General features: G+C 66.6%; 11 protein-coding genes. 8 read left to right on the forward strand and 3 right to left on the reverse strand.

Annotation, left to right across the window (positions count from 1 at the left end; all coding sequences use genetic code 11):
* From JaAD80_RS19600 to JaAD80_RS19615, 4 genes are all read left to right on the forward strand, one after another.
* Positions 1 to 1,120 (forward strand): efflux transporter outer membrane subunit (locus tag JaAD80_RS19600; RefSeq protein ID WP_102296507.1); only part of this gene is annotated, 1,120 nt, incomplete at its 5' end.
* Positions 1,121 to 1,132: 12 nt separating this feature from the next.
* On the forward strand, positions 1,133 to 2,290 hold the full coding sequence (locus JaAD80_RS19605) for an efflux RND transporter periplasmic adaptor subunit (RefSeq protein WP_102296508.1): 1,158 nt from the start codon (positions 1,133 to 1,135) through the stop codon (positions 2,288 to 2,290).
* Positions 2,291 to 2,299: 9 nt separating this feature from the next.
* Positions 2,300 to 5,416, forward strand: a complete 3,117-nt coding sequence (locus tag JaAD80_RS19610) for an efflux RND transporter permease subunit (protein WP_102296510.1) — start codon at positions 2,300 to 2,302, stop codon at positions 5,414 to 5,416.
* A gap of 343 nt (positions 5,417 to 5,759) precedes the next feature.
* On the forward strand, positions 5,760 to 6,542 hold the full coding sequence (locus JaAD80_RS19615) for a hypothetical protein (protein WP_102296512.1): 783 nt from the start codon (positions 5,760 to 5,762) through the stop codon (positions 6,540 to 6,542).
* Between the two features lie 51 nt (positions 6,543 to 6,593).
* Here JaAD80_RS19615 and JaAD80_RS19620 read toward each other — a convergent pair whose 3' ends face one another.
* The 3 genes from JaAD80_RS19620 to JaAD80_RS19630 all read right to left on the reverse strand — a co-directional run bounded on the left by JaAD80_RS19620 (position 6,594) and on the right by JaAD80_RS19630 (position 10,400).
* Positions 6,594 to 7,334, reverse strand: coding sequence for a tetratricopeptide repeat protein (locus tag JaAD80_RS19620; protein WP_102296514.1), 741 nt, complete (start codon positions 7,332 to 7,334; stop codon positions 6,594 to 6,596).
* A 104-nt stretch (positions 7,335 to 7,438) separates the two neighbouring features.
* Positions 7,439 to 9,589 carry a TolC family protein gene (locus tag JaAD80_RS19625; RefSeq protein ID WP_102296515.1) on the reverse strand — a complete coding sequence of 717 codons (2,151 nt, stop codon included), beginning with the start codon at positions 9,587 to 9,589 and terminating at the stop codon, positions 7,439 to 7,441.
* 52 nt (positions 9,590 to 9,641) lie between these two features.
* The gene (locus JaAD80_RS19630; protein ID WP_102296517.1) at positions 9,642 to 10,400 is read right to left on the reverse strand and encodes an NF038120 family PEP-CTERM protein; all 759 of its coding nucleotides are present in this window, start codon (positions 10,398 to 10,400) and stop codon (positions 9,642 to 9,644) included.
* A gap of 463 nt (positions 10,401 to 10,863) precedes the next feature.
* On the opposite strand from JaAD80_RS19630, the gene gspG reads away from it, so the two are divergent.
* The 4 genes from gspG to JaAD80_RS19650 form a co-directional block, all read left to right on the forward strand.
* Entirely contained in the window at positions 10,864 to 11,307 is a 444-nt protein-coding gene (gene gspG / locus JaAD80_RS19635) for a type II secretion system major pseudopilin GspG (protein ID WP_102296519.1), read from the forward strand.
* A 36-nt stretch (positions 11,308 to 11,343) separates the two neighbouring features.
* Positions 11,344 to 12,549, forward strand: a complete 1,206-nt coding sequence (locus JaAD80_RS19640; RefSeq protein WP_102296520.1) for a type II secretion system F family protein — start codon at positions 11,344 to 11,346, stop codon at positions 12,547 to 12,549.
* Complete coding sequence (locus JaAD80_RS19645) at positions 12,546 to 14,240, forward strand: GspE/PulE family protein (protein ID WP_102296521.1); 1,695 nt, start codon at positions 12,546 to 12,548, stop codon at positions 14,238 to 14,240. Before JaAD80_RS19640 ends, JaAD80_RS19645 begins: the two co-directional genes overlap by 4 nt.
* Positions 14,233 to 15,010 (forward strand): hypothetical protein (locus JaAD80_RS19650; RefSeq protein ID WP_146012440.1); only part of this gene is annotated, 778 nt, incomplete at its 3' end. The genes JaAD80_RS19645 and JaAD80_RS19650, both read left to right, overlap by 8 nt.

Below are 15,010 nucleotides of genomic sequence, written 5' to 3' on the forward strand. Positions count from 1 at the left end.
GCTGGCGCCCACGCTCGATGCCACGGGCAGCGTGGTGCGCACCAGCCAGCAGTCGGCGCAACCCGGTGGCACCACATCGCAGGCGGCGCTGCAGGCGTCGTGGGAAATCGACGTGTTCGGCGCCAACCGCGCCACGCGTGACGCCGCGCAGGAGCGCTACGACAGCGCCCGCGCTGGCTGGCACGACGCGCGCGTCTCCGTCGCCGCCGAAGTGGCGAACCAGTACTACGCCTTGCGCGCCTGCCGGCAATTGCAGGACGTGGCCGAACAGGATGCCGCCTCGCGCCGCGATACGGCGCGCCTGACGGAGCTGAGCGCCGGCGCCGGCTTTCAGGCACCCGCCAACGCGTCACTGGCCCGCGCCAGCGCCGCCGAAGGCGCCAGCCGCGCCATCGAACAGCGCGCCGCCTGCGACGTCAGCGTGAAAGCCCTGGTGGCCCTGTCGGCCATGCCGGAAGACAGCCTGCGCCAGAAGCTGGCCGCCAGCCCCTTTGTCGCGCCCTCGCCGGTGGCCATCGCGGCACTGCCGGCGCAGACGCTGGGCCAGCGCCCTGACATCTACAGCGCCGAGCGGGAAGTGGCGGCCGCCAGCTTTGAAGTGCGCGGCGCGCAGGCGCAGCGCTATCCGCGCCTGAGCCTTGCCGGCTCCATCGGCAAGGGCAATATCCGTTCCGGCGGCACCAGCATCACGGCCAGCACCTGGAGCATCGGCCCGCTGGCCGTCAGCCTGCCCATCTTCGACGGCGGCACGCGCCGCGCGCAGGTCGACGCCGCCACGGCGCGCTACGACGAGGCGGTGGTGAAATACCGCGCCGGCGTGCGCCAGGCCGTGCGTGAAGTGGAAGAGGCGCTGGTCAACCTGGCCAGCACGGACGCGCGCAGCGGCCACGCAAAGACGGCCCTCGAAGGCTACCGCGTCTCGTTCGTCGCCACCGAAGACCGCTACAAGAATGGCCTGGCCAGCCTGATCGAACTGGAAGACGCGCGCCGCACGCGCCTGGCCGCCGAAAACACGGTGGTCAACCTCGAGCGCGAACGCAGCGCCGCCTGGGTGGCGCTGTACCGCGCCGCCGGCGGCGGCTGGAACAGCAGCAGCGCCATCGCCAACAACGCACCCTGACGGATAGACAACATGAAAAAACTGACCTTGAAACCGATGGCCTTCGCGCTGGCCACCCTCTGCCTGGCGCTGGGCGCGGGCGTTGCCCTGTATGCCCCGTCGTCCACGGCGGCCGACGACGCCAAAGACAAGAACGCGGCGCAAAAGCCGGCGCTGACCGTCACCACGGCCAAGCCGCAGACGGCCAGCCTGCCCATCAAGCTGAGCGCCAACGGCAACGTGGCCGCCTGGCAGGAAGCCGTCATCGGCAGCGAATCGAACGGCTTGCGCCTGACGGAAGTGCGCGTGAATGTCGGCGACGTGGTGCGCGCCGGCCAGGTGCTGGCCGTGTTCTCGAACGACACCGTGAACGCCGACGTGGCGCAGGCCAGGGCCGCCGTGCTGGAAGCGGAAGCGAATGCCGCCGAAGCTTCCGCCAACGCGCAGCGCGCCCGCTCGCTGCAAAGCACGGGCGCCATCAGCGCCCAGCAGATCAGCCAGTACCTGACGGCCGAACAGACGGCCAACGCGCGCATCGCGTCCGCCAAGGCGCAGCTGGCGTCGCAGCAGCTGCGCCTGAAATACACGCAGGTGCTGGCGCCCGACAGCGGCGTCATCTCCTCGCGCTCGGCCACCGTCGGCTCGGTCGTGGGCGCCGGCACGGAACTGTTCCGCATGATCCGCCAGGGCCGCCTGGAATGGCGCGCCGAAGTAACTGCCACCGAGCTGCTGAATCTGAAGCCAGGTACTCTGGCGCAGGTAAAGGCGGCCAATGGCAGCGTCCTGACGGGCAAGGTGCGCATGATCGCCCCGACCGTCGACCCGCAGACCCGCTCGGCCCTCGTCTATGTCGACCTGCCGGCCAGCACGGGCACCAACGCGCCGTTCAAGGCCGGCATGTACGCCAGCGGCGAATTTGAACTGGGCACCTCGGGCGCGCTGACCGTGCCGCAGCAAGCCATTGCCGTGCGCGATGGCTTCAGCTATGTCTTCCGCCTCAATCCCGACCAGCGCGTCAGCCAGATCAAGGTGCAGCCGGGCCGGCGCCTGACGGACCGCATCGAGATCCTCGGCGGCATCACGGCCGATACCACCATCGTCGTCAGCGGTGCCGGTTTCCTCAATGACGGCGACCTGGTACGGAATGTACAGGCACCGGCAGCAGCCAAGCCGGCCGCGGCGAAAAAATAAGGAGAGGCCATGAATTTTTCCTCCCTCTCGATCAAGAACCCGATCCCGGCCATCATGCTGTTCGCGCTGCTGACCCTGGCCGGCCTGCTGGCCTACAAGGCCAATCCGGTGCAGGATTTCCCCGACATCGAACTGCCCATCGTCACCGTCAGCGCCGTGCTGCCCGGTGCCGCGCCGGCGCAGCTGGAAACGGAAGTGGCGCGCAAGATCGAAGACTCCGTCGCCACCCTGCAAGGCGTCAAGAACATCTATACCAAGGTGCTCGATGGCGTGGTCACGGTGACCGTCGAATTCATCCTGGAAAAGCAGATCGCCGAAGCCGTCAACGATGTGCGCGACGCCGTCGCCCGCGTCAAGGCGGACATGCCGGCCGAGCTGCGCGACCCCACCGTCACCAAGGCATCCACGGCCGGACGTGTGGTGCTGACCTTCATCGCCACGGCGAAACCGGGCGTCGACAATCCCCTCGACGCACCCGACCTGTCCTGGTACGTCGACAACACGGTGGCCAAGCGCCTGTTGACGGTGCCCGGCGTGGGCGCCGTCACCCGCGTCGGTGGCGTGTACCGCGAGATCCAGGTGGAACTCGACGAGGCCCGCATGGCGGCGCTGAAGGTGTCGGCGCTCGACGTGTCGCGCCAGCTGCGCCTGGTACAGCGCGAAGCGCCTGGCGGCCGGGGCGACGTCAGCGGCGCCGAGCAGTCGGTGCGCACCATCGCCACCGTCAAGACGGCCGATGAACTGGCCAAGGTCGACATCCCCCTGCCGGACGGGCGCCACGTGCGCCTGGAGCAGGTGGCCACGGTGCGCGATACCATCGCCGAACCGCGCGCGCTGGCCGAGCAGGATGGCAAGACGGTCGTCGCCTTTGAGGTGTTCCGCACCAAGGGCGCCAGCGAAGTGGCCGTCGCCAACGGCGCGCGCGCCGCCATCGCCGACCTGCAGAAGGAAAACCCCAGCGTGGTGCTGCAGCAGTCGATCGACAATGCCTTCCCCGTCGAGGAAAACTTCGACGGTTCGATGGAGCTGCTGTACGAAGGCGCGCTGCTGGCCGTGCTGGTGGTGTGGTGGTTCCTGCGCGACTGGCGCGCCACCCTGGTGGCTGCCGCCGCCCTGCCCCTGTCCGTGATGCCGGCTTTCCTCGGCATCTACTGGTTCGGCTACACGCTCAACACCGTCACCCTGCTGTCGCTGGCCCTGGTCGTCGGCGTGCTGGTCGACGACGCCATCGTGGAAATCGAAAACATCGAGCGCCATCTGCGCATGGGCAAGTCGCCGATGGAAGCGGCGATGGAAGCGGCCGATGAAATCGGCATGGCGGTGATCGCCACCACCTTCGCGCTGGTGGCCGTGTTCCTGCCGACGGCCTTCATGAGCGGCATTCCCGGGCTGTTCTTCAAACAGTTCGGCTGGACCGCCGTGCTGGCCGTGCTGGCGTCGCTGGTGGTGGCGCGGCTGCTCACGCCAATGATGGCGGCCTACATCTTGAAGCCGCTGCCGCACAAGGAAGAACAGGATGGCTGGCTGATGACGCGCTACCTGCGCGTCATGCGCTGGTGCCTGCGACACCGTGGCATCACGGCCATCGCCTCGGCCCTGTTCTTTGTCGGCTCCATCGCGCTCGTGCCGCTGCTGCCGACGGGCTTCGTGCCGGCCGCCGACCGCGCGCAGACGCAGATCAACCTGGAACTGCCGCCCGGCTCCACCCTGGCGGAAACGCAGGCCGTGGCGGCGATGGCGCGCGATGCAGCCATGCAGATTCCCGGCATCAAGGGAGTCTTCAGTTCGATCGGCGGCGGCTCCAGCGGCGACGCCTTCGCTCCCGGCGCCGCAGCCGAGGCGCGCCGTGCCGTGCTGACCCTGACCACCGTGCACCGCACGGATCGCAAGGAATCGATGGCCGGCCTGGAAACGCAGCTGCGCCACAAGCTCGACAGCATTCCCGGCGCCCGCTTCACCGTCGGTCCGCCCGACACGGGCGTCAAGATGCAGCTGGTGCTGCGCTCGGAAGATCCGGTGGCGTTGATGGCGGCGGCGCAAAAGGTGGAGCGCGAACTGCGCGGCCTGAAAGGCATCGGCAACGTCAACTCCAGCGCCTCGCTGGTGCGCCCGGAAATCATCGTGCGCCCCGACTTTGCGAAAGCGGCCGACCTGGGCGTGACGGCGGCGGCCATCGGCGAAACCGTGCGCGTCGCCACGGCCGGCGACTACGATACGGACCTGACGAAAATGAACCTGCCGGAGCGGCAGGTACCGATCCGCGTCAAGCTGCCCGACAGCGTGCGCGCCGACCTGGCCGCCATCGAGCGCCTGACGGTGCCCGGCAAGAACGGCCCCGTGCGCCTGGCGAATGTGGCGACCGTGACGATGGAAAGCGGCCCGGCGCAGATCGACCGCCTGAACCGCAGCCGCAACGTGACCCTGGACGTGGAACTCGGCTCGCGCACCCTGGGCGAATTGAACGAGGAAGCACGCGCATTGCCGTCGATGAAGAACCTGCCGCCTGCCGTGAAGATCGCGGAACTGGGCGACGCGCAGGAAATGGCCTCGCTGTTCGCCAGCTTCGGCCTGGCCATGCTGATTGGCGTGCTATGCATCTACTGCGTGCTGGTGCTGCTGTTCAAGGACTTCATGCAGCCGATCACCATCCTGGCGGCGCTGCCGCTGTCGATCGGTGGCGCCTTCGTGGCCCTATTGATCACGGGCAGCGCCCTGTCGATGCCGTCGATGATCGGCCTGATCATGCTGATGGGGATCGTCACGAAGAACTCGATCCTGCTGGTCGACTATGCGATCCTGGCGCGCCAGGCGGGCATGAACCGCTTCGACGCGCTGGTCGACGCCTGCCACAAGCGCAGCCGGCCGATTTTGATGACGACGATCGCCATGGGCGCCGGCATGATGCCGCTGGCGCTGGGCTGGGGCGCCGACCCGAGCTTCCGTTCGCCGATGGCCATTACCGTCATCGGTGGCCTGATCACCTCGACCTTATTGAGCCTGCTGGTGGTGCCTGCCGTGTTCACTTACATCGACGACCTCGAGCACCTGCTCAAGCGCGGCGTGGCGGCACTGCGCCGCCACAAGGCGCCGGCGCATGACGACGGCAAGGTGGCGCTGGAAAAGTAAGCGCCGCATCTGATTGTAAAATCGCCCCCTGCGGGCAAGGAAGCGAGGGACCGGCCAGCAGGCCGCGCTCCCTCGCTTGCGTCTATCTGGCATACTGCGCCCATCGTTAATGAATGCACGCTGCCCTGCCTATGAAATACCGTACCCCGCTCGCCCTGCTATTGGCCACGACCCTGCTCGGCGCCTGTTCGGATAAAACCGCTCCCGCCGGCGCCGCGCCGCCGACACGGCTGCCGACGTCGCCGCCAGTTCCCCTGCCGCTGACGCTGCCGCAGCGGCGGCATCGGACGCATCGTCCGAGTCAGTGCGCCCGCCGTCCGCCACCGCCCCAAAGACGGAAGAGATGAACACGCCCCAGGCGCGCGAGCGCGAGGCGGGCATGATGCGCGCCGTCTTCGGCAAGGATTACCGCGACGACAGCGACGATGCGCTGGCCGACCTGCCCGACCCGGACAAGCATATCGACAAGCTCAGTTACGTGGTCAGTGCGGTCAGCCACAAGCTGCTGCCCGATGGCCGCGCCATCCTGGTGGCGAATGCGGAAACGGCAAACACGGAAGGCACGGCCGAATCGGCGCATGCCTCGCCGGGACTGTTGAACGTCTTTTTCCTGGCGCCCAAGGGCCAGCCGGGAGACGGCCAGTGGCAGGTCGTGAAACGCCTGGAAAACATCGCCGGCCTCGGTTCATCGGGGCAGCTCGGCGAAGTCCACTGGGTCACGCTGGGCGCGAACAAGCCGGGCCTGGCGATCCGCCACGGCTACACGGGCCAGGGCTACACCATCACGCAACTGGCGCTGTTTGAAATCGGCGACGGCAAGGTGACCGCGCTCGATGGCGGCATCGACCTGTACTCGGACAATATGGGCGCCTGCGGACCGGACACGGATGAATGCTGGATGGTCGACGGCAAGTGGCGCTTCGCCGCCGCGCGCGATGGCGGCGCCTACGATGACCTGCTGATCGACTTCAAGGGTGCGTCAGAGAAGATCAAGCCCGGCGTCACGGTCAAGCCGGACGAAGACCCGCCGCGCATCGCCACGCCGCTGAACGGCCACGCGCGCTATGGCTACGATGGCAAGGCATATAAATTGGTCGAGGGAAAGAACCCGGTGCCTGGCATTTAGCAGGACCAGGCCAGGGGTCAGACCCGCCGGGTCAGACCCCACGCAAGCGAGCTACCTGCGTGCCGCCTCCAGGCGCGCCAGCAGCGGCCCATACATCGAACGCGTATGGCTGCTCCAGCGGGCCATGGCGCTGTCGATGTCCGCGCACAGGCGCTCGGCCAGCACCTTGTCGCCCTGCTGCAGTGCCCAGATCGCGCACTCGGCGCGGCACTCGAAGCTGTTATAGCGCGTCAGCGCATCGTCGAATTCCGCCTTCGCCTCCGCCTGGCGCCCGCTTTGCGCCAGCGCACGCGCCGTCAGCAGCGATACCATCTCCGGGCGAAAATGCATATCGCTGCGGCGGATGAATGCCAGGTGCGTCAGCGCTTCGGCGCCCCGTTCGCTTTCCAGGTAGGCGCGCGCCGCGCCCAGGCGGATTTCCAGGTCCGATGAAAACGCCCCCTGCAAACATGCTTCATACGTCGCTGCCGCTTCCTGCGGGTTGCCCGCTTCAAGCTGCGCGCTGGCCAGGCGCATCTGGTTCTGCGCCGTCGGCGTGTACTCGAAGGCGGCTTTCGCCTCGCGCAGTTCGCGGTTCGGGTCGAGCACCTGCACCGCCACTGACGCCACCTTGCGCGCGCCTTGCGGCAGACGCGAGTTGGGCAGGTAGATGGCGAAGAAATACACCACGCTGCCCAGCAGCGGGAACATGAATAAAATGAGCAGCCAGTACAGCTGCTGCCCGTTGCGCACCACATGGATCGCAAAGAACAATGCGATCAGAATGTGAATGCCTATGCCAAAAATCGTCATGCCGCAACCTCGTTCGTGATGGGAGCGGCCGGCACCATGCCGCCGCTATCCCTGGTGAGAATATTACACTGGCCGCCCCCGGGCGTCATGCCGGGACGCGTGTGCTATGGCGCGCTGGCCTGCCAGCCGCCCCCCATGGCGCGGTACAGGTCAACCGAGGCGACAAGGATGCGCGTCTTCAGTTGCAGCAGTCCCACGTCGGCGCTGTACAGGGTGCGCTGGGCGTCGAGTTCTTCCAGATAGGATGCGTAGCCATTGCGGTAGCGGTTGTGCGCGATGCGCAGCGTATCGGCCGCAGTGGCGCGGCGCGCATCGTTTTCCACCGCTTGCTGCTGCAGGCGGTAGATGGCGCCCAGGCTGTTTTCCGTTTCGGCGAAGGCATTGCGCACCACGTTTTCATAGGTGTACACCAGCTGGTCGCGCTGCGCGCCGGCCGCATCCGTCTGCGCCTGCACGCGCCCGCCATCGAACAATGGGCCAGCCGCCAATGCCGTCAGGCGCCACAGGGCCGTGGGCCCATGCAGGAAATCGGTGAGTGTCGTGGCCTGGCCGCCGCCCACCGCCGTCAGCTTGAACGACGGCAGCAGCTGGTCGCGCGTGGCAGCCAGGCTGGCGTTGGCGGCCGCCAGGTTGTGTTCCGCGCGCGCGATGTCGCGGCCGGCGCGCGTTTGTGCCTGGGCGTTGATCAGCGCGCCATCGGCAGCGCTCACGTGCACGGCCGGCAGCACGTGCGGATCGGACACCAGGCCGATGCCCGTGTCGACCAGCACCATGCCGGCGCCGCCCGCTTCCAGCACGGCGACGCCCTTGTCGGTGCGCGCCGTGGTGCCGCGCAGGCAGCTGACGACCTTGCCTGCAACCTTGGCCGGATCCAGCAGCGCCACGCCGCCGTTGTCGCCGGCGCGGTAGCACAGGGCCAGTTTTTGCGCGTCGGCGCCGGGCAGGCCCGCATCCTGTGCGCGGATCAGGGTGGTCGCCGGCAGCGGGTCGTAGTTGAGCGAGGCGCCCGTGTAGCTGGCGCCGTTGCTCAAGGTCACGTTGGCCTGGTTGGCGCGGTTATGCGTCGAGGCGGCCACGGTGGTGATCCAGGGGCTGACGTGGGCCACGGTGTTGGCCGGTCCCGAGTTGCCGGCGGAGGCCGCAACGAACACGCCTGCATTCGAGGCATGCAAAAAGGCTTGTTCGACGGGATCGTTGACGGTGCCGCCGCCGCTGATCGAATAGTTGATCACGTGCACGCCATCCTGCACGGCTTTTTCGATCGCCGCCACGCTGTCGCCGCCATAGCAGCCGTTCTTCGCGCCCGTCGGCTGGGTGGCCAGGTTGTACGACCAGCAGACCTTGTAGACGGACAGGCGGGCACGTGGCGCCACGCCGGCAATCGCGCCCAGGCGCGCGCCGTTCGCCGTCACGGGCACGCCCGCATTGCCGCCCGCGGTGGACGAGGTGTGCGTGCCGTGGCCGCCTTCGCCGCTCGGGTCGCCCACGGAATCGCGCGGCGAGGTGAATTCGCTCCAGTGCTGGATCTTGTCCGTCTCGGTCAGGCGCACGGCATTGAAGTATTGCGCGCCCAGCAGCTTGTTGTTGCAGTGGTCGGAGCTAAAGCCTTCGCCCGTCTGGCAGATGCCTTTCCAGGCGGCCGGCGGCGCGCCATAGGCCAGGCTGGCGTTCGGATCGAAGGTGGGGGTGCCGTTGGCGTCGACCCTGTCCGCATACGACAGGTTTTCCGGCCACACGCCGCCATCGACGATGCCGATGATGATGTCTTCGCCCGCGTGCTGCTTGCCGCCCAGCTGGCTCCACAGCCCGCCCGGCTGGTCCAGGCCCAGGAAGGTTGGCGTGTAGTTCGTTTGCAGGGTGCGCGGCTCGTCGGGAGCGATGCTGGCCACGTCGCCGCTGGCCTGCAGCTGGCGCACTTCGGCGTCGGTCAGCAGGGCGGAAAAGCCATTGAGGACGATCTTGTACTGGTATTGCACCGGGGCGGCGGCGACCAGGGCTTGGACCCGGGCTTGCTTTTGTTCGAGGTAGTCGCCGTACAGCTGCACTTCCGCGCTGGCCAGGTCGAGGCGGCCGCCGGCGGCCGGCTGGGTGGCGCCCAGGCCTTCCACCGATCCGGCGTAGGAAGCGATTGGTTTATCGGTCAGCTGCACGATGTAGGGGCGGCGCAGGTCATCGGCGTGGGCCTGGATGCTCAGGCTGGCAAACAGGCTCAGCACGGCTAGCGAAATGGGACGCAAAGCGGGACGGAATGTCATGGAATTTCCTGGTAAACGGGTAGAGGTACGGGTGCGGGAGGCGAACGGTGGATCAGGCTTGACGGCGGCGGCGCGCCACGAAGCCGATGCCTGCCAGGCCCAGCAGCATCATCGCGTAGGTCGATGGCTCCGGTACCGAGGCAACGATATTGTCGAGCGCAAACTGGCCCTTGTTGCTGTTGAAGGCGTTACAGCTGCCGGCCGTGTTGCAAGTGAAACCGAAGAAGGCCAGCGAGGCGAACTGCTGGCTGCCGAAACTGGCGCTGGTGTTGTAGCGCTGGAACTGGAAGTCGCCGCCGAGCGGGCCGCCCAGCTGGTATGTTTCATACAGGGAAGAGCCATCCGCATAGAAGCCTTGCACGCGCAGCAGGCCGGCCACGGCCGGGTAGCTGGCGCCCTGGGCGTAGCCGATGAAGCTGGCGTCGAAACCCTGCAGGCTGACGCTGCCGCCCGCGCGCAGCGGGTCGAGGTAGACGATGCCATCGTTGAGGGCCGCGTAGTAATTGCTCGTATTGTTGGTCGGGCAAGCCATGCCGCAGGCGGCAGGGTCCGTTCCGTCCAGCACCGCGCCCACCAGGTCGCCATAGGCGGCGCCGGCCGCATTGGAAGCGCCCGTCAGCACGAAGTTGCCAAGTTCAAAGGCATCGCCATGGCCGACAAACTGGTTATCGACATTATTAAAGTTGATCACGTCCGCGATAGCGGCGGGGGCGCAGGCGGCGGACAGGGCCAGGATGGCGGCACCAGTCAGCTGCTTGGCGGAGAAAGGGCCAGCTTTGGCAGCGGCCTTCGAATGCACAATACGAGTCATGAATTTTCCCTTGGTGATTATGTCGGATGCAATATGTTTTGCGTCTTGGATGCTCTTTTCTGCGCAGCTGGGCAAGACCAATGCGTAGAAAATTGATTTTTACTATAGCAAAAGAGGCAATTGCATTGTTTGAAATTATTTCAAATTTAATTTGAAAGTTACAAATAATGAATGAATAAAATTCATCAATCACTATGGGATAGTAACCAACAGTAGTTAGTTTCCGCACTGAAAATAGTTGAAAAATACATCAGGTTGTTCAGAACGGCGCCGTGTGGCGGTTTCGCCCTTCGCTGATGGTTTCCCCGGGAATTTGTTGTTCACAGTACAAAGAAAAGATTGTATTAACCATAATCGGCATGGTAGGCTGACATGCATCGGGCAAGCGCGTGCCGTCAGTGCGTGGCCATCAGCGGCGTACAGCGGCGCAATGAATTAAAGGTAGGCAATAAGGAGTTACCGGATGCATGCAGCACACAGGCAGGACTTGGCGGCAACGCGCAAGGCGCGTGGCTTTACATTGCTAGAATTGCTGGTGGTCATTGTGATCATCGGCTTGCTTGCCGCCTACGTGGGGCCGAAGTATTTCGCCCAGCTGGGCAAGTCGGAAGTGACGGTGGCCAAGGCGCAGATCGAGGCGTTTGAAAAATCGCTCGACACCTACCGCCTCGACGTGGGCCGCTACCCGACCACGGAAGAGGGCCTGGCCGCGCTGCTGGTCGCGCCGCCCACCGCCGGCACGCGCTGGAATGGTCCCTACCTGAAAAAGGCCGTGCCGCTCGACCCATGGGGCCATGCCTACCAATACCGCGCGCCCGGCAGCAAGGGCGAGTACGACATCGTCTCGATGGGCAAGGATGGCCAGCCGGGCGGCAGCGGCGAGAACGCCGACATCAGCTCGCAATAGCGCCAGCGCCTATTTTCTCCAGACGGATACGCCATCATGCAGTTTGAAGTGCGCGCGCTCTCCACGGACCAGGCCGTTGCTACCCTGACGACGTGCGTGATCGATGGCCGCGACGAAGCCGACGCGCGCCGCCAGGCCGAGGCGCGCGGCCTGTTCGTCAGCGCCATCCGGCCGCTGCGGGCCACGCCCTTCAGTGCCGCCGGACGCCAGCGCGCGCGCGCCTTGCCGCTGCTGCTGTTCAGTCAGGAACTGCTGGCCTTGCTGCACGCGGGCCTGGGCATTGTCGAGGCGCTCGAAGCGCTGCTGGAAAAGGAGGCGTCGCCCGCCACGCGCAGCGTGCTCACGCGCCTGCTGGAAGGCTTGCGCGAAGGCAAACGCTTTTCCAGCGTGCTCGGCGAACAGGCCGAACTGTTTCCCCCTTTGTATATCGGCATCGTCAAGGCGGCCGAGGGCACCAGCGACCTGCCGCGCGCCCTGTCGCGCTATATCGACTACCAGCAGCGCATCGACACGGTGCGCGCCAAGATCGTCAGCGCCGCCATCTATCCCGCCATCCTGCTGGCCGTGGGCGGCGGCGTCAGCGCCTTCCTGATCAGCTACGTGGTGCCGCGCTTCGCCGAGGTCTACCAGGGCGCCGGGCGCAACCTGCCGTGGATGTCGCAAGTCATGCTCACTTGGGGCCAGTTCGTCACCGAACACGGCCTGCTGCTGTTGCTGGGTCTGCTTATCGCCGGCAGTATCGTGGTGACGGCCGTGCGCCGCGTGCTGCGCAATGGCGGTGTGGCGCGCCTGCTGGCGGCACTGCCCGGCATCGGTGAGCGCGTGCGCATCTATGAACTGTCGCGCCTGTACCTGACCCTGGGCATGCTGTCCGAAGGAGGCATCACCATCGTGCAAGCCATTTCCACCGTGCAGGCAATGGTTTCGCCGCGCATGCAGGCGTCCTTGCAGCAGGCGCGCGCGGCCATCGAGGCGGGCCAGCCCCTGTCGTCCGCGTTTGAACAGCATCAATTGACGACGCCGATTTCCCTGCGCATGCTGCGCGTGGGCGAGCGCACGGGCGACATGGGGCCCATGCTGACGCAGTCGGCGGCCTTTTATGACGGCGAAATCAGCCGCTGGATCGACCGTTTCACGCGCACCTTCGAACCCTTGCTGATGGCCGCCATCGGCCTGATCGTGGGCGCCATCGTGATCCTGCTGTACATGCCCATCTTTGATCTTGCCGGCGATATTTCATGAACCAGACTGCCTCCGTTCCCATCGCCATCGACCCCGCGCTGATGCAGCGCGCGCGCGCCCTGTGCTTGCAATCGAAGCGCAGCCTGGTCGAAGAATTGCAGCAACTGAGCGGCATCGAGGCGCGCGCCGTGGTGCAGGAGCTGGCGCGCCCGTTTGGCCTGGCCGTGCTGGAAACGGCCGACATGCTGGCGTTTTCTCCCGCCTTCGACCTGCTGCCCTTGTCGCTGGCGCTGGCGCGCCACAGCGTACTGCTGCGCGCCGCCGATGGCCAGCTGGTGGGCGTGATCGCCGACCCGTTCGACCTCGACCTGCAAACCTGGCTGGGCGCGCGCGCGGGGCGCAGCGCCCTGGGCATCCGCCTGGCGCTGCAGGCCGACATCGGCGCCTACCTGTCGAAGCAGGAGGAGTCGGCGCGCGCCGTCGACAACCTGCTGCCCGGCGCGGCGAACGATGCGCGGCGCGACGGCAAGACGGCCGCCGTGCTGTCGTTTGCCAGCGTCTCGGAAGCGGCCAGCCCGGCGGTCAAGCTGGTCAACTCGACCCTGTACGACGCCCTGAAGGCGGGCGCCTCGGACATCCACCTGGAAAGCACGGCCGGCGGCCTGGCCGTCAAGTACCGGGTCGACGGGGTGCTCGATCACGCCACGTCCGTCAACGGCATCGAAGTGGCCGAGCACATCATCTCGCGCCTGAAAGTGCTGGCCGAACTCGATATCGCCGAGCGCCGCGTGCCGCAGGACGGCAGCTTCCGCGTCGAGGCGGGCGGTCGCGAAATCGATTTGCGCGTCTCCATCATGCCCAGCATCCATGGCGAGGACGCCGTCATCCGTATCCTCGACAAGCGCGCCATGATCGAGGCCTACGGCGCCCTGACGCTCGAGGCACTGGGCTTTGATTCGCCTTCGCTGGTCGCCTTGCGCGCGCTGGCGCAGGAGGCCTACGGCATGCTGCTCGTCACCGGCCCCACCGGCTCGGGCAAGACCACGACCCTGTACGCGGCGCTGACGGAAATCCATAACGGGCGCGAAAAGATCATCACCATCGAAGACCCGGTCGAATACCAGCTGCCCGGCATCTTGCAGATACCGGTGAATGAAAAGAAGGGGCTGACGTTTGCCAAGGGCTTGCGTTCCATCCTGCGCCACGACCCGGACAAAATCATGGTGGGCGAGATCCGCGACCGCGAGACGGCGGAAATCGCCGTGCAGTCGGCGCTTACGGGCCATCTGGTGCTGACCACCGTGCACGCGAACAATGTGTTCGACGTCTTCGGCCGGTTTACGCACATGGGCATCGATCCGTATGCGTTCGTCTCGGCCCTGAACGGCATCTGGGCGCAGCGCCTGATCCGCACCAACTGCCCCCATTGCGCCACCGACTACACGCCCGACGATGCGGAACTGGCCAGCGTGGGCCTGGCGCGCGCCGACGTGGCGGGCTTCCAGTTCAAGCAGGGCAAGGGTTGCGGCGACTGCCGCGGCACGGGCTACAAGGGACGGCGTTCGATCGCCGAGATCCTCGTGCTGACGGATGAAATCCGCGAACTCATCGTCGACAAGAAACCGATCCGCCAGATCAAGGCGGCCGCGTATGCGAACGGCACGCGCAGCCTGCGCGTGGCGGCGCTGGAACTGGTCAGGCGGGGCGCCACCACCATCACGGAAATCAAGAGGGTCACCCTGCATGCGTAGAGGTATCGGAAAGTTCAGCCTGGGACAGGGCTTGCGGCTGGGCGTGGCGCCGGATGGCTTGAGCCTGTGGCGCGCCAGCCGCTGGCGCGCACCTGCCTGGACCTTGCTGGGCGAGGCGGCGCATGCGCCAGACCTCGGTCAGCACGGCGATTTTGCCGCGCTGGGGCAGGCGCTGGAACAGCTATTGCCGGCGGGCGAACATGCGGGCTGGCCCTTGTCCGTGGTGCTTGACGATGCGCTCGTGCGCCTGTGGCAGGTGGACCTGCCGCACGGTGCCACGCGCCTGGCCGATATCGAGGCGGCCGCCGCGCTGCGTTTCCACGCCCTGTATGGCGATGCGCCGGGACTGTGGCACAGCAGCCGCGCCTGGGAAGCGCGCGCGCCGTTCTTTTGCGCCGTGCCGCGCGCGCTGCTGGCGCAGCTGACGCGCGTGGCCGCGCAGCGCAAGCTGCCGCTGCTCTTTATCACGCCGCAGTTCGTGCGCCACTGGAACCGCTGGCAAGGCGCGCTCAGGCCGGGCGCCTGGCTGGGGCAGTTGCAGGACTCTACCCTGACCCTGGGCGTGGTGCATGCCGGCAGCCTGCTTGCCGTGCGCGCGCTGCCCGTGCCGCCGGACGCGGATCACGGCTGGCTGGCGCAGGCTGTGGCGCGCGAGCTCGCGTCCGATGCGGCCACGTCGGCCTATACGCGGGCCGATATCAATACGAAACTGGCGTATCTGTTGCCGGAAAGCCTGGAAACGGTCTTGCTGCGCTTGCGCTCGAACCAGT

This window comes from Janthinobacterium sp. AD80 (assembly GCF_002878455.1).
In the GTDB taxonomy this organism is placed as follows: Bacteria; Pseudomonadota; Gammaproteobacteria; order Burkholderiales; family Burkholderiaceae_D; genus Janthinobacterium.

Excerpts from the sequence above, each read along its gene's own strand:
- JaAD80_RS19605 (WP_102296508.1), top strand. The coding sequence starts at position 1,133 with ATGAAAAAACTGACCTTGAAACCGATGGCCTTCGCGCTGGCCACCCTC.
- JaAD80_RS19610 (WP_102296510.1), top strand. The coding sequence starts at position 2,300 with ATGAATTTTTCCTCCCTCTCGATCAAGAACCCGATCCCGGCCATCATG.
- JaAD80_RS19615 (WP_102296512.1), top strand. The coding sequence starts at position 5,760 with ATGAACACGCCCCAGGCGCGCGAGCGCGAGGCGGGCATGATGCGCGCC.
- JaAD80_RS19620 (WP_102296514.1), bottom strand. The coding sequence starts at position 7,334 with ATGACGATTTTTGGCATAGGCATTCACATTCTGATCGCATTGTTCTTT.
- JaAD80_RS19625 (WP_102296515.1), bottom strand. The coding sequence starts at position 9,589 with ATGACATTCCGTCCCGCTTTGCGTCCCATTTCGCTAGCCGTGCTGAGC.
- JaAD80_RS19630 (WP_102296517.1), bottom strand. The coding sequence starts at position 10,400 with ATGACTCGTATTGTGCATTCGAAGGCCGCTGCCAAAGCTGGCCCTTTC.
- gspG (WP_102296519.1), top strand. The coding sequence starts at position 10,864 with ATGCATGCAGCACACAGGCAGGACTTGGCGGCAACGCGCAAGGCGCGT.
- JaAD80_RS19640 (WP_102296520.1), top strand. The coding sequence starts at position 11,344 with ATGCAGTTTGAAGTGCGCGCGCTCTCCACGGACCAGGCCGTTGCTACC.
- JaAD80_RS19645 (WP_102296521.1), top strand. The coding sequence starts at position 12,546 with ATGAACCAGACTGCCTCCGTTCCCATCGCCATCGACCCCGCGCTGATG.